Here is a 12564-nt window from a genome sequence, read left to right as displayed (position 1 = left end):
GGGCCGCGCTCAGCGCGGCTCGCGTCTATGGAGGCCCCGTCGGCCCCTCGCGACGCTAGGTCGAAAATCCCGCCAGGGCCGGAAGGCAGCAACGGTATCGATCGACGCGGGCGCCGAGGTCAGCCGGCGGGGCCTCCACCCTTTGGGAGTTATTCATCCGGGTCTGAAGGGGCATCCTTCGATCACGACCGACGGCCCAAGGCCGCCCGGCGTAGCTCCGAACCACGGCGGGGATCTTGCAGGAGCGACGTCAGTCGCGAGCTTTTCGAGCAGCAGCCAAAGCGCCCCAGGACAGCCCCCCTCGGATGGGCGGAGAACCTTTCCCCGAGGTCCCTGCGGACAGCTGGCCATTCATTGCATGGACCCGTGGCGACGGGTCAAACAGTTCCGGCATGGGTGAAGAGTCACCTGGCGCGGCGGCGGGTCAGACCGGGCCGGTCCCGGTGGGGATCACCTAGCGCGGCTCGGCCAATGCAATGACCTCGCCGGGCGTCGCTACCCGGTGCCCGCGCTCGCGCAGGCGCTGGCCGTCCTCGGCGCTGGCGTAGTGGTAGAGCACCATCCGCGCCTGCAGCTGCGGCGGGTACTCGCGCTCCAGGTCGTCCACCCCGGTATGCGAGGGATTGCCGTGCAGGCCGCAGTCGTGGGCGATCAGTTCGCCGGCGTCGGCGAAACGGGCCAGCATCTCCGGGATCGGCCGGGTATCGCCGGTCCACACCAGCGAACCATGCAGGCGCAGTCCATAGGCGGTCTCGGGCCAGTGGTGGCGCACCGGGAACACCTCCAGGCGGACGCCGTCGTGCCAGAACGCCTCGCCGACCACGATCAACTGGAACGCGTCCCAGAAGTTGGCGCCGCCCTCGGCCAGCACGTTCGGGTAGTCGGCCACGCGCCGGTGCAGCAGCGGCACCACCGGCGCCGGCACGTACAGCCGCACCTTGCCGCGGCGCTCGGGCGAGAAATAGCTGTCGACGAACAGGCGCTCGAAGCCGGCGACATGGTCCAGGTGTACATGGGTGACGAAGATCGCCTGCGGCATCGCCCCGTACCGGGCGCGATAGGCGGTCAGCCCCTCGCCGCCGCAATCGATGGTCAACCAGGGCCGGCCGTCGCGCTCGATCGTCGCCATCGGCGAACCCAGTTCCACCGCCGATGCATTGCCGACGCCCAGGAAACGCAGCGCCCAGTCCATCAGTAGCCCCGGTTCCAGGCCAGGTCGTAGGCGCGCCGCAGGCGCGCGTAGTCCTTCTCCACGTCCTCGCGGCTGCGCTCGCCGCGCAGCTTCAGCAGCGAGCGCAACAGGCGCTTGAGGTTGCGCTCGCGCCAGCGCGTGGCCGGGATGCGCAGCTGGCTGCGGTCGAAGTCGATCAGCCAGCCGTGGCCGTTGGCGTCGAACAGGATGTTGTGGGCATTGAGGTCGGCATGATCCAGGCCGGCGCGGTGGAAGCGCGCGATCAGCCGGCCCGCCTCTTCCCATGGCGCGCCACGGCCGGCGACCAGCGCGCGGTCGGCCAGCGAGCGTACCCCTTCCAGCCGTTCCATCAGGATCGCCGCGCGGTAGCGCAGCCCCTCGCGCATGTAGAACGCCGCCAGCGGTCGCGGCACCGGCAGCTTGCGCGCCAGCAGCGCGCGCATCAGCCGGAACTCGGCGAAGCTGCGGGTGCGGTCGGCGCGATGCCACAGGTAGCGGTCGCGGCTGAGCCGGGCGACCAGCCCGCCACGCAGGTAGTGCCGCAGCACGCAGGCGCCGAACGGTGCGTCGACGAACCATGCGCCGCCGCGTCCGCCCTCGCCCACCGGCCGCGCCCTGTCGCCCCAGTGTTCCGGGGAAAACAACGCCATGTCGGCTTGCCGCAGGCGTTCGCGGTCGAACAGAATGGCCCCGTAGCCGCGTCCCTCGCGGCAAGGCGTCAGCGCTTCAGTGGCGTCGAATGCGACCATTCTTTCGAGTCTAACAACACCATGCCCCCAGCGTCCTCTTCCCTGTGCCTTTTGCGTTTGTCAGCGCTTGGGGACGTGACCCATGTCGTGCCGCTGGTGCGCACCCTGCAGCGCGCGCAGCCGCAGACCACCCTGCACTGGGTGATCGACAAGGCCGGCCACAAGCTGCTCGACGGCCTGCCCGGGGTGGTGTTCCACACCTACGACAAGCGCAGCGGCCTGGGCGGCATGCGCGCCCTGCGGCGCGAACTGCCAGCGACCGGTTTCGACGCGCTGCTGCAGATGCAGGTGGCCTTCCGCGCCAACGTGCTGTCGGCCTTCATTCGGGCGCGCCGGCGCATCGGCTACGACAAGGCGCGCTCGAAGGACCTGCATGGGCTCTTCATCAACGAACGCATTCCCGACCGCCCCGGCATCCATGTACTCGACGCCATCGGCAGCTTCTGCGAGCCGCTGGGCCTGAAGCAGACCGAGGTCGGCTGGGACCTGGCCACGCCGCCGGAAGCGCGCGACTGGGCACGCGCGCAATGGGACGACGACGGCCGCCCGGTGCTGATGATCTCGCCCTGCTCCAGCCACGTGCGCCGCAACTGGTATGCCGACCGCTACGCCGCGGTGGCCGACCACGCCGCCGGGCGCGGCTGGCGGGTGGTGCTGTGCGGCGGCCGCAGCGAGCTGGAACGCAGCACTGCCGATGCCATCCTCGCCGCGATGCGCCAGCCGGCGCTGGACCTGGTCGGCAAGGACACGCTCAAGCAACTGCCGGCATTGCTGGAGCGCGCCGCGCTGGTGATGACCCCGGACTCGGGCCCGATGCACATCGCCAATGCGGTCGGCACCAAGGTGCTGGGCCTGCACGCGGCCAGCAACCCGCAGCGCAGCGGCCCCTACTCGGACCGCCGCTATTGCGTGGACCGCTACGACGATGCCGCGCGCCGGTTCCTCGGCAAGCCGGCCAGCGAATTGAAGTGGGGCACCAAGATCGAGTTCGACGAGGTGATGCAGCTGGTCACCGTGGACGATGCCATCGCCGCGTTCGAGCGTTATTGCAGCGACCGGAGCGCGTGACCCGGAACGCGGGATGACCTGATCCCGCAACTGCGGAGGATGCCCGGGCCCGGGCATCCGCGCCCATGCGCCAAAGAAGATGGAAGCAACGCGGCGTGGGCGTCCCCGTTCCGGCGGGCTCCCGGGAACGCGAGCCGCCGCGGGCCGGTCACGTCGCCCGGTAATCCTGGTAGGACTTCTCCTCGACGTAGGACGAACCCAGCGCCAGGTTGATGTCCTTCTTGATCCGCGCCCGCTCGTCGTTCTGGAAGTAGACGCTGCGCGCCAGCTGGACGAACTCCTCGTCGAAGGCCTGCGCCTTCTCCTTCAGCCGGATGTCGTCCTCGATCGTCCACAGCCGCTCGTTGACCGCCTTCAGCTCGGCGCGCAGGCGGGCGATGTCCCTGACCGCGGCCGGATGCGCCATCCAGGTCTTTTCCAGCGCGCTCAGTTCGGTACGGACGTTGGCCAGCTTGGCCGGGTCGCTCATGCGCTCGGACTTGATCTGCAGGATGGCGATCTTGTCGAGCAACTCGCCGAAGGAAACGGGGACAAGGATTTCGGACATGGTGGACACCGGAAGAACAAGGCGCCCAGTGTAGCCGCCATGCTGCAAACGGGCATCGCAACGCCCGCAAGCGCCGCCCGCAACTGGAATCCCGCTTCCGCGAGGCCGGCAGGCCCGATCGCGTCGCCCCCGATCCAGAAGCCGCACGGGACGACTGATTGCATGCGCACGCAGGCGCGGGCGATCGGCTGCCGGGGAAGCCCGGGCGCGGCCGGGCAGCGCGGCCCTTGTCCGCTGCGCGCGCCGGCGGTCCCGCGCCGCCCTGCCGCTCCCGGATCGGGAGCGTTTCATCGGTGTCGCCGGCCGGAAATGCAAAACGCCCCACAAGGGGGCGTTTCGCGTATCTGGCGGAGAGGGGGGGATTCGAACCCCCGAGGCGCTATAAACGCCTGCCTGATTTCGAGTCAGGTACATTCAACCGCTCTGCCACCTCTCCAGATGGTCCCCGGCGAACCGGGGGAGCGAATGATACGGGGCCGGCGCGCCGCGGACAAGCCATTGCCGCACTCCCGCGGAAACCGGCGCTGCGGCCGCCGGGCGCAGGCCACACGCAGCCGGCAATCGCGCGTCTTGCCGGATGTCCGCCCGGCCGCGATGATGCCGTTGTGAACTACAGCAAACGCCAGCCCGCCGCGGTCGCCCCATGATCGAATTCGGACACCTCACCCACGTCGGCCTGCGCCGCGAACTCAACGAAGACACCTATTACGGCGACAGCGAGCTGGGGCTGTGGCTGGTGGCCGACGGCATGGGCGGCCACGCCTGCGGCGAGGTCGCCAGCGCGCTGGCGCGGGAGACCATCGTCCGCGAGATCCGCGACGGCACCCCGCTGGTCCAGGCCATCCGCATCGCCGACGAGGAGATCATCCGCACCTCGCGCCGCCGCAACGACACCCTGCCGATGGGCACCACGGTGGTCGCCGCACGGATACAGGGCAATCGCTTCGAGGTGGCCTGGGTCGGCGACAGCCGCGCCTACCTGTGGCGCGCCGGCAAGCTGGCCCAGCTCAGCCAGGACCACAGCTACGTGCAGGAACTGATCGCCCAGGGCAGCCTGACCGCCGAACAGGCGCGCGCCCACCCGCACCGCAACGTGGTCACCCAGGCGCTGGGCGTCACCGACCCGATGCACCTGAACGTGGCCACGATGACCGGCGAGCTGCGACCGGGCATGCAGCTGCTGCTGTGCAGCGACGGCCTGACCGAGGAAGTGGACGACAGCGGCATCGCCGACACCCTCGGGCACGACGACTGCAGCGCCCAGGAATGCGTGGACACGCTGGTCGCCGCCGCACTGGACGGCGGCGGCTCGGACAACATCAGCGTGATCCTGGTGCGCTGCCACTGACTTCTGCCCGGACGCGTCCTGCCCCGGGGAAAGCCCCCTGAGTCAGGGGGCGGCCGCGAAGCGGCGGGGGTCTGGATACCGGTAAGGCGGGGCCCACGATTTGCACCGCAAATCGTGGGGTGTCAGCGCGCATGCGCTGGCGCGTCACCCCGATCAGCCCTCGGCGAGCGCCTGCGGCTCCGGCTCGCCGTCCCACAGCGCCCGCCCGGCCTTCTTGCGCAGCCGTTCCAGCCGCGCCGCGTGCGCCTCCAGTTCCGAGGCGGTGACCGCCACGCGCGGGCGCGGCAGCAGCATCGACGGGTCGAACGCGAGCACGGCCGCGCCGGTGGCGGACGAGCCGTCCTCGGGCTGGCCGAAGCCGATCTCCTCCTGCCCCGAGGTCAGCGCGATGTAGACGTCGCCCAGGATCTGGGCATCGAGCAGCGCACCGTGCAGCTGCCGGTGCGAGTTGTCCACGCCCAGCCGCTTGCACAGCGCATCGAGCGAGTTGCGCTGCCCCGGGAACTGCTCGCGCGCCATCGTCAGGGTATCGACCACCGACGCGCGGTCGCGGATGCGGCCGTACTGCGGCCCCAGCAGCGACAGTTCGTAGTCCAGGAAGCCCAGGTCGAACGCGGCGTTGTGGATGATCAGCTCGGCGCCGTCGATGTAGGCCAGGAATTCCTCGGCGATCTCGGCGAACGCCGGCTTGTCGGCCAGGAACTCCAGGGTCAGCCCGGTGACTTCCTGCGCCCCGGCTTCGAATTCGCAGTCGGGCTTGAGGTAGCGATGGAAGTTGTTGCCGCTGGGCCGCCGCTCCAGCAGTTCGACGCAGCCGATCTCGACGATGCGGTTGCCCTTCTTCCATTCCAGGCCGGTGGTTTCGGTATCGAGAATGATCTGGCGCATATGCCCCTCAGTTTACCGGCGCGGCCGCGCGTACCCGCACCGCCTCGTCGCGCGCCAGCTGGTCCACGCGTTCGTTGTCCGGGTTGCCGGAATGGCCCTTGACCCAGCGCCAGTCGATCTCGTGCCGCTGGCTGGCGGCATGCAGTCGTTCCCACAGCTCGCGGTTCTTCACCGGGTCGCCGCCGGCGGTCTTCCAGTGGCGCCGTACCCAGCCCGGCATCCATTCGGTGATGCCCTGGCGCACGTACTGCGAATCGGTATGCAGCACGATCCGGCACGGCTCGGTCAGCGTTTCCAGCGCCATGATCGCCGCCATCAGCTCCATCCGGTTGTTGGTGGTGTGGGCCTCGCCGCCGCTGACCTCGCGCTCATGGCCCTTGTAGCGCAGCAGCGCGGCCCAGCCGCCGGGACCGGGATTGCCGAGGCAGGCCCCGTCGGTATGTATCTCTATCGTCTTCATTTCGTTCCAGAAACAGGAATCAGGTAACCACCTGGCCGCGCCAGCCTACCGGCACCGCGCTCGGACCGACAGCGGCAGCCACGCGCTTTTCCGCCTCCAGCAGGCAACTGGCGCGCAGCAGTGCCGGTCCGTGGCCGCGCCCCTCCTCGCCCCACAACGGGCCCAGGTAGTGCGGCGGGGCATATTGCAGCCCGGATTCGCGCAGCAGGTGGCGGCAACGGGCCGGCAGCAGCGGATCCGGGCGATGCCGCCGCCAGCGGAGCCGGTACGGGCTAAAGGGATTGAGCGTGGTCAGCCACAGGCGTCCGCCGGGCATCAGCACCCGCGCGCACTCGGCGATCAGCTCACGGCTGCCGGCCAGCGGGGCGTGCTGCAGCACGATGGCGTTGACCGCCTCGCCCGGCAGCGGCAGCGGCAACCGGCAGCGCAGGTCGCCCAAGTAGCCATCGCCCTCCCGGTGCAGCCGCAGACCACGCCCGGGCGGCGGCGGCGTCGGCCACCAATCGCTGGACGGCCCCAACCACAACCAGGGCTGGGCCGGCATCCGCGCCAGCTGGGTCGCCAGGTAGTGATGCTCGATCCGGCGCACCGCCTGTGCCGCCTGCGTGTCAAACCAGGTTGAGACTGCGGCTTGACGGGGGCTCGGGGCGGCAGGCATGGTCCCAATTCTATGCGACTGACCGCCCTGCCCGCATTCGAGGACAACTACATCTGGGCGCTGCAGGCGGCGGACGGCCGCACCGTGTTCGTCGATCCCGGCCAGGCCGAACCGGTGCTGGCGGCCGCCGCGCAAGGCCTGCAACCGGCGGCCGTGCTGCTGACCCACCACCACGCCGACCACATCGGCGGCGTCGCCGAACTGCGCCGGCGCTGGCCGCAGCTGCCGGTCTTCGCACCGCAGGATGAACGCATCCCCCTGGACTGCGTCCGGGTGGGCGACGGCGACCGGGTACAATTGCCCGGCTGGACCTTCGATGTCATGGCGGTGCCGGGCCATACCCGCAGCCACATCGCCTTCGTCGGCCATGGCCGCCTTTTCTGCGGCGACGCGTTGTTCAGCCTGGGCTGTGGACGCATGTTCGAAGGTACCGCCGCCCAGATGCTGGCCTCGCTGAAGCGACTGGCCGGCCTGCCGGCACGGACCCTGGTCTGTTGCGGCCACGAATACACGCTGGCCAACGCCGCCTTCGCGCGGCAGGTCGATCCCGCCAACGCGGCATTGCAACGCCGCCAACAGGAAGTCCTGGACATGCGCCGTCATTCACGCCCCACCGTTCCCGTCGAGCTGGCCAGCGAACTGGCCTGCAACCCGTTCCTGCGCACCGCGACGGCGGAAATCCGCGCTGCGGTGGAAGCGCGCCTGGCGCGGTCGGCCGCCGACGAGACCGAGGTATTCGCCGAATTGCGGCGCTGGAAAGACGGTTTTCGCGCATGAGCCGGCGCGGCCTGGCGCTGGGGCTGCTGCTGGCGCTCGCCGGCAGCCACCCGGCAACCGCACAACCGCTGCCGGCCGTTGCCGGCGTCGCCCAGAACCTGGCCGCACTGTCGGCGCTGCCGCTGGAGGCCGACGCGCTGCCGCCACCGATGGTCCGCAACGGCCAGGAGATCTTCGCCAGCTTCCGTGAGGGCCTGGCCGCGCCGCAATGCGATGCCGAGGCCACCAGCCCGCGCTGGCAAAAGCATTTCGCCCATGCCCCGGCACGCCTGGGCAACGGCGACGACGACGTCCTGCCGCTGTTCGGCTACGTGGTGGACGAGCTGCGCAGCGCCGGGCTGCCGACTGAATTCGCGCTGATCCCCTTCGTCGAGAGCGGCTACCGCCCCGGCGCGCGCAGCCCCAGCGGCCCGGCCGGCCTGTGGCAGTTCATCGCCAGCACCGCCCGCAGCCACAAGGTGCCGATGGACCAGGGCTACGACGGGCGCCTGTCGGCGGTGGATTCGACCCGCGCCGCGGTCCGCTACCTCAAGACCCTGCACGGCATGTTCGGCGGCGACTGGCGGCTGGCGGTGATGGCCTACAACGCCGGCGAGTACCGGATACTGCAATCGCTGCGCCGCGCCGGCATGAACGCGCAGAACGCGCGGCCGGCGGAACTGCCCGGGCTGTCGCCGATCACCTATGCCTACGTCGAGAAGCTGCATGCCCTGGCCTGCATCCTCGAGCAGGCCGAGGCGGAGGACGAACTGATGGCCGCGCTGGATCGCCCGGTGCCGGTGCTGCAGGCCCATCCGGTACCCGCGGGCGCGCCGCTGGAACAATGGGCGCGGCAGCAGACGATGGATCCGGCCCAGGTCGCGCGGCTGAATCCGGCCCTGAAGAACGGACGCAGCGACATCCGCGTGCTGGCGCCGCTCACCCCGGCCTCCCTCGCCACGGCCGCCGCACCCGCCGCGACGGCGCTCGTGGCCACCGCCGATGCACCCGCCGGCAGTCCGTCGGCAACGACCACGACCGCCGCCGCAACCGGCCCGCGCCGGCATACCGTGCGCAGCGGCGAATCGGCCTGGAGCATCGCCCGCCGCTACGGCATTCCGGTCAAGGCGTTGCTGGCCGGCAACGGCCTCACCGCCGCCAGCGTACTCAAGCCCGGCATGGTGCTGCGTTTCGAGGAACCGCGCTGAGCGCACGGGAGGCGGCCCTGTCGCCTCCCGTCCGAAGACCGGTGCCGGTCCCGGCATGTTCGTCCAGCCGCAGCCGGAGAGCCGCCCGGCTCCCTGCCGGCATCGCCCGGAAGCGCCGCCTTGTCCGTGGCATCGCCGGTGCCTTCCCCTCACGAACGGGTCTCGTCCTCCGGGATGAAATCGCCAAGGCAGGAATCGGCACGGTCGTCGCGCTCGGCGACTGAATCGCGCTGCTGGACCGCCGCGAAGGCATCGGGCAGACGTGCCGGACGCACGACCGCCTGCATGCTTCGATCCGCATCGCCTGCGACTATCGTGACGATGCCTGCCTCTTCCCCAGGGTTCGGGACCGGATTCCCCGGGGCCCGGGTGAAGGACCTGTCTTTTCGGTGCCCGGTCGCGACTGACGTCGCTCCTACAAGGAGCGGGGATTGCCGTGGGAGCGATGTCAGTCGCGAGCGTTTCGAGCGACAACCGGGCGCCCCGGCAATGCACTTCCCCGAGGCAGGCCAGAACCAAACAAAAAGCCCGGCGATGCCGGGCTTTTCGTCGGATGCGGATCGCCGCCGGTCAGAGCTGCGCTTCTTCGATCTGCACCTTGAAACGCTTGCGCATGCCGTCGACATAGGCCTTGGCCGCCGCCGCACCGTCGATCTGGCTCAGCTGCTGCTTCAGCATCGCCTGCTGCGGCTCCGGCACCTGCGCCAGGTCGCCCGGCGTCACCTGCGTCACCGCGAACACGGCGTAACGCCCGTCCTCGAGCGCGACCTTGCCGTAACTGGGCTTGCCTTCGGCCGGCACCGGTGCGGCGAAGATCGCGCTGTTGGCCGCGGCGCTGGGTACCGGCGCCATGCGCGGCAGGCCGGGCAGCGGCATCAACTGCAGGTCGTCACTGGCTGCCAGCGCCTGCAGCGTCTGCCCTTCGCCGAGCTTGGCCAGCAGCGCGTCGGCGGCCTTGATCGCCTGCTGTTCGACGCGGTCGGCACGGATGGCGGCGATCACCTGCTCGCGTGCCTTGTCCAGCGGCAGCGCCTGTTCCGGCACGTGCTCGGTCACGCGGATCATCACGTTGTGGTTGGGCCCGATCTCGATCGGATCGCTGACCGTCCCGTCCTGCACCAGCACGTCGGAGAACGCCGCACGCAGCACCGCCGGATTGCTGGCGATGCCGCTGGCGGTGGTGCGGGTGAACGGCCCCAGCGTCTGCACCGGCAGACCGACCTCCCGGGCCGCCGGCTCCAGTGCCGTCGGATTCTTGTAGACCAGGTCGACCAGGCGTCCGCTGAACTCGTTGAACGCGCGCTCGGTGTCGGCCTGCAACTGCTCGGCCGCCAGCTGGTCGCGCACGTCCTCGAACGGTCGGCCTTCGCCGCCCTGGATCTCGCGCAACTGCAGCACGTGGTAACCGAATTCGGTCTTGACCGGCCCGACCACGTCGCCCGCCGCCATCGCGAACAGCGCGTCCTCGAACGGCTGGACCATCACGCCCTTCTCGACCCAGCCCAGGTCTCCGCCCTCGGCCTTGGAACCGGGATCGTCGGAGTTGGCGCTGGCCAGCGCGGCAAAGTCGGCGCCCGGCTGCCGCGCTTCTTCGGCCAGCTTGGCCGCCTTGGCCTCGGCCGCCTTCTGCGAGGCCTCGTCGGCGCCGGCGCTGATCAGGATGTGCGACGCCAGGCGCTGCTCGGGCGCGACGAAACGCATCTTCTCGTCCTCGTAGCGGCGGCGCAGCGTGGCCTCGTCGGCCGCGGCAACGGCCGGAACACTGGCGGCATCCAGCTCGACGTACTCGATCGACACCGTTTCCGGCTGGCGGAAGTCCTGCGTATGGCTGTCGTACCACTGCTTGATCTCGGCATCGCCGATCTCGGCGGTGTCGGCCTCGGGCTCCGGCAGCAGCGCGATCTCGACGTCGCGGGTCTCGCCCAGCAGCCTCAGCAGGCGCTCGCTCTCGCCCTTGGTGGCGAAACCGGACTGGGCCAGCGCGCTGGGAATGATCGACTGCTGCAGGCTGTCGCGCACCAGCCGCTCGAACTGGGCGGGGGTACGCGCCGGCGCGCCCTGCGACAGGGCCAGGCGGTACTGGTCGCCATCGAACTTGCCGTCGCGCTGGAACGCCGGAATGCTGGCGATGTAGTCGCGCACCGCGGCGTCGCCGATGACGATGCCGGACGATTCGGCCGCCAGCCGCACCACCTGCTCGTCGATCAGCTGGTCCAGCACCAGCAGCTTGTTCTCCAGGGATTCGAACTCGCGCGGGTCGAAGTCGTCGCCCTGCTGCTCGCGGGCCTGCATGCGCGCCTGTTCGAAACGGGTGCGGAAGTCCTCGGTGCTGATCTCGTGGTGGGTCCACAGCAGCGACGCCGGCCACCACGACGGTGCCGACTTCCACCACGTCGGCGGCGCCTGCACCTTGGCCACGTTGTTGGCGCCGACACCGCCCAGATAGCTGTTGTCGATCACGAACAGGAAGGGAATCATCAGCAGGCAGATGATCACCGTGGCGATCCAGCCCGAGGTCTTGTCGCGTAGTTTCTGCAGCATTGGAAAATCACGGCCTGATGGCGAGCCGGGCAGTTTAACCCGCTTCGGCCCTGCTTACCCAGCGGGCCGCGCTCCGCACCGCGCGACAGCTTGCGCCGGGCACCGCCCTGGCCGCTGGCGCGGCAGGATCCGGCAAAGAAAAAGCCCCGCGCTGACGCACGAGGCTTTGAGACAACTGGCGGAGCGGACGGGACTCGAACCCGCGACCTCCGGCGTGACAGGCCAGCATTCTAACCAGCTGAACTACCGCTCCACTTTAGACTCTACAACTGCGGCGTCCCCTGCAACGCAGCGCATTGCGGGAAAACACCCTGGAACTGGCGGAGCGGACGGGACTCGAACCCGCGACCTCCGGCGTGACAGGCCAGCATTCTAACCAGCTGAACTACCGCTCCGCACTTTGAAACCTCGTTACTGCCCGTCTTCCCGCGGCCATCCGGCCTTGAGAAAACAAGGCCCCCGATCGCTCAGGGGCCTTCTTGAAACTGGCGGAGCGGACGGGACTCGAACCCGCGACCTCCGGCGTGACAGGCCAGCATTCTAACCAGCTGAACTACCGCTCCACTTTCAATACTGCAACTGACGGTGCTTGGTGGGTGCTGAGGGTTTCGAACCCCCGACCCTCTCCGTGTAAAGGAGACGCTCTACCGCTGAGCTAAGCACCCCAGCAAGCCGCTTAGTTTACGGCATCCTTCAGGGCTTTACCAGCCTTGAACGCCGGATTCTTCGACGCGGCGATCTTGATGGTGTCGCCGGTCTTCGGGTTGCGGCCGGTACGCTCGGCGCGCTCACGCACCTGGAACGTGCCGAAGCCCACCAGCGTCACGGCGTCGCCCTTCTTCAGCGCCTTGGTGATTTCGCCGATGATGGCATCGACAGCGCGGCCGGCTTCAGCCTTGGACAGATCAGCAGCAGCGGCAACGCCATCGATCAATTCGGTCTTGTTCATTCTGTAAAGCTCCCTTTGCGGTGGTTCCGCGGAATCGATGAGTGGGCTTCCGTCCTGTATCGCGAACGGAAGCCGGGAAGTTTTTCAAACGCCGGACACGCACTCCGTACGTGTCCGCGAGTCGTGCTTTTATACCAGCCGCCCCCTACCCACGCAAGCTGAAAAGCCAATAACGGCGCGGGTTTCAGGCATTTTTCCAT

Annotated in this window: 13 protein-coding genes, 5 tRNA genes and 1 other RNA gene; 5 read left to right on the top strand and 14 right to left on the bottom strand. The window is 69.3% G+C overall.

The genetic code is table 11. The features are described 5' to 3' along the window. Positions 1–36: 36 nt before the first annotated feature. An RNA gene (ffs, locus tag OK345_RS06210) (signal recognition particle sRNA small type) lies at positions 37–133 on the top strand. 321 nt (positions 134–454) lie between these two features. Here the strand turns inward: ffs and OK345_RS06205 are convergent. Then, a complete protein-coding gene (locus tag OK345_RS06205; RefSeq protein WP_265127053.1) occupies positions 455–1192 on the bottom strand; it encodes an MBL fold metallo-hydrolase in 738 nt (245 codons plus the stop codon). After that, positions 1192–1941 (bottom strand): 3-deoxy-D-manno-octulosonic acid kinase, encoded by a 750-nt coding sequence (locus OK345_RS06200; RefSeq protein WP_265127052.1) that lies wholly within the window; start codon positions 1939–1941, stop codon positions 1192–1194. Before OK345_RS06200 ends, OK345_RS06205 begins: the two co-directional genes overlap by 1 nt. Positions 1942–1962: 21 nt before the next feature. Here OK345_RS06200 and OK345_RS06195 point away from each other — a divergent pair, with 21 nt between their 5' ends. Further along, the gene (locus OK345_RS06195) at positions 1963–3009 is read left to right on the top strand and encodes a glycosyltransferase family 9 protein (RefSeq protein ID WP_265127051.1); all 1047 of its coding nucleotides are present in this window, start codon (positions 1963–1965) and stop codon (positions 3007–3009) included. A gap of 148 nt (positions 3010–3157) precedes the next feature. Here the strand turns inward: OK345_RS06195 and OK345_RS06190 are convergent, their stop codons facing one another. Continuing rightward, positions 3158–3556 carry a DUF6165 family protein gene (locus tag OK345_RS06190; RefSeq protein WP_265127050.1) on the bottom strand — a complete coding sequence of 133 codons (399 nt, stop codon included), beginning with the start codon at positions 3554–3556 and terminating at the stop codon, positions 3158–3160. Positions 3557–3901: 345 nt separating this feature from the next. Beyond that, positions 3902–3992, bottom strand: a tRNA-Ser gene (locus OK345_RS06185). A gap of 207 nt (positions 3993–4199) precedes the next feature. Here OK345_RS06185 and OK345_RS06180 point away from each other — a divergent pair. After that, on the top strand, positions 4200–4904 hold the full coding sequence (locus tag OK345_RS06180) for a PP2C family protein-serine/threonine phosphatase (protein WP_265127049.1): 705 nt from the start codon (positions 4200–4202) through the stop codon (positions 4902–4904). Positions 4905–5057: 153 nt separating this feature from the next. Here the strand turns inward: OK345_RS06180 and dnaQ are convergent, their stop codons facing one another. Genes dnaQ through OK345_RS06165 form a run of 3 tightly spaced genes read right to left on the bottom strand, consistent with a single transcriptional unit; the run spans position 5058 to position 6910 of the window. Then, positions 5058–5792, bottom strand: coding sequence for a DNA polymerase III subunit epsilon (dnaQ, locus tag OK345_RS06175; protein WP_265127048.1), 735 nt, complete (start codon positions 5790–5792; stop codon positions 5058–5060). A 7-nt stretch (positions 5793–5799) separates the two neighbouring features. Next, positions 5800–6252 (bottom strand): ribonuclease HI, encoded by a 453-nt coding sequence (gene rnhA / locus OK345_RS06170; RefSeq protein WP_265127047.1) that lies wholly within the window; start codon positions 6250–6252, stop codon positions 5800–5802. A gap of 19 nt (positions 6253–6271) precedes the next feature. After that, positions 6272–6910: a methyltransferase domain-containing protein gene (locus tag OK345_RS06165; protein ID WP_265127046.1), complete on the bottom strand. Its 639-nt coding sequence runs from the start codon at positions 6908–6910 to the stop codon at positions 6272–6274. A 12-nt stretch (positions 6911–6922) separates the two neighbouring features. Here OK345_RS06165 and gloB point away from each other — a divergent pair, with 12 nt between their 5' ends. Both gloB and OK345_RS06155 read left to right on the top strand, forming a co-directional pair. Further along, complete coding sequence (gene gloB, locus OK345_RS06160; protein WP_265127045.1) at positions 6923–7687, top strand: hydroxyacylglutathione hydrolase; 765 nt, start codon at positions 6923–6925, stop codon at positions 7685–7687. Beyond that, positions 7684–8874, top strand: coding sequence for a lytic transglycosylase domain-containing protein (locus OK345_RS06155; protein WP_265127044.1), 1191 nt, complete (start codon positions 7684–7686; stop codon positions 8872–8874). The genes gloB and OK345_RS06155 overlap by 4 nt, the downstream gene beginning before the upstream one ends. Before the next feature lie 149 nt (positions 8875–9023). Here OK345_RS06155 and OK345_RS06150 read toward each other — a convergent pair whose 3' ends face one another. From OK345_RS06150 to hbs, 7 genes are all read right to left on the bottom strand, one after another. After that, positions 9024–9161, bottom strand: coding sequence for a hypothetical protein (locus OK345_RS06150; protein ID WP_265127043.1), 138 nt, complete (start codon positions 9159–9161; stop codon positions 9024–9026). 283 nt (positions 9162–9444) lie between these two features. Continuing rightward, a complete protein-coding gene (locus tag OK345_RS06145; RefSeq protein WP_265127042.1) occupies positions 9445–11415 on the bottom strand; it encodes a peptidyl-prolyl cis-trans isomerase in 1971 nt (656 codons plus the stop codon). 176 nt (positions 11416–11591) lie between these two features. After that, positions 11592–11668 (bottom strand) — tRNA-Asp (locus tag OK345_RS06140). A gap of 65 nt (positions 11669–11733) precedes the next feature. Beyond that, positions 11734–11810, bottom strand: a tRNA-Asp gene (locus tag OK345_RS06135). Positions 11811–11901: 91 nt separating this feature from the next. Next, positions 11902–11978, bottom strand: a tRNA-Asp gene (locus OK345_RS06130). Between the two features lie 27 nt (positions 11979–12005). Continuing rightward, a tRNA-Val gene (locus OK345_RS06125) sits at positions 12006–12080 on the bottom strand. An 11-nt stretch (positions 12081–12091) separates the two neighbouring features. Beyond that, on the bottom strand, positions 12092–12364 hold the full coding sequence (gene hbs / locus OK345_RS06120; RefSeq protein ID WP_265127041.1) for a non-specific DNA-binding protein Hbs: 273 nt from the start codon (positions 12362–12364) through the stop codon (positions 12092–12094). Between the last annotated feature and the right edge of the window lie 200 nt (positions 12365–12564).

This window comes from Xanthomonas chitinilytica (genome assembly GCF_026107455.2).
Classification (GTDB): Bacteria; Pseudomonadota; Gammaproteobacteria; order Xanthomonadales; family Xanthomonadaceae; genus Stenotrophomonas; species Stenotrophomonas chitinilytica.
This window is presented reverse-complemented; position numbering and strand designations above follow the sequence as displayed.

Excerpts from the sequence above, each read along its gene's own strand:
- OK345_RS06190 (WP_265127050.1), bottom strand. The coding sequence starts at position 3,556 with ATGTCCGAAATCCTTGTCCCCGTTTCCTTCGGCGAGTTGCTCGACAAG.
- OK345_RS06205 (WP_265127053.1), bottom strand. The coding sequence starts at position 1,192 with ATGGACTGGGCGCTGCGTTTCCTGGGCGTCGGCAATGCATCGGCGGTG.
- OK345_RS06150 (WP_265127043.1), bottom strand. The coding sequence starts at position 9,161 with ATGCAGGCGGTCGTGCGTCCGGCACGTCTGCCCGATGCCTTCGCGGCG.
- OK345_RS06180 (WP_265127049.1), top strand. The coding sequence starts at position 4,200 with ATGATCGAATTCGGACACCTCACCCACGTCGGCCTGCGCCGCGAACTC.
- dnaQ (WP_265127048.1), bottom strand. The coding sequence starts at position 5,792 with ATGCGCCAGATCATTCTCGATACCGAAACCACCGGCCTGGAATGGAAG.
- OK345_RS06155 (WP_265127044.1), top strand. The coding sequence starts at position 7,684 with ATGAGCCGGCGCGGCCTGGCGCTGGGGCTGCTGCTGGCGCTCGCCGGC.
- OK345_RS06200 (WP_265127052.1), bottom strand. The coding sequence starts at position 1,941 with ATGGTCGCATTCGACGCCACTGAAGCGCTGACGCCTTGCCGCGAGGGA.
- OK345_RS06195 (WP_265127051.1), top strand. The coding sequence starts at position 1,963 with ATGCCCCCAGCGTCCTCTTCCCTGTGCCTTTTGCGTTTGTCAGCGCTT.
- gloB (WP_265127045.1), top strand. The coding sequence starts at position 6,923 with ATGCGACTGACCGCCCTGCCCGCATTCGAGGACAACTACATCTGGGCG.
- OK345_RS06145 (WP_265127042.1), bottom strand. The coding sequence starts at position 11,415 with ATGCTGCAGAAACTACGCGACAAGACCTCGGGCTGGATCGCCACGGTG.
- rnhA (WP_265127047.1), bottom strand. The coding sequence starts at position 6,252 with ATGAAGACGATAGAGATACATACCGACGGGGCCTGCCTCGGCAATCCC.
- hbs (WP_265127041.1), bottom strand. The coding sequence starts at position 12,364 with ATGAACAAGACCGAATTGATCGATGGCGTTGCCGCTGCTGCTGATCTG.
- OK345_RS06165 (WP_265127046.1), bottom strand. The coding sequence starts at position 6,910 with ATGCCTGCCGCCCCGAGCCCCCGTCAAGCCGCAGTCTCAACCTGGTTT.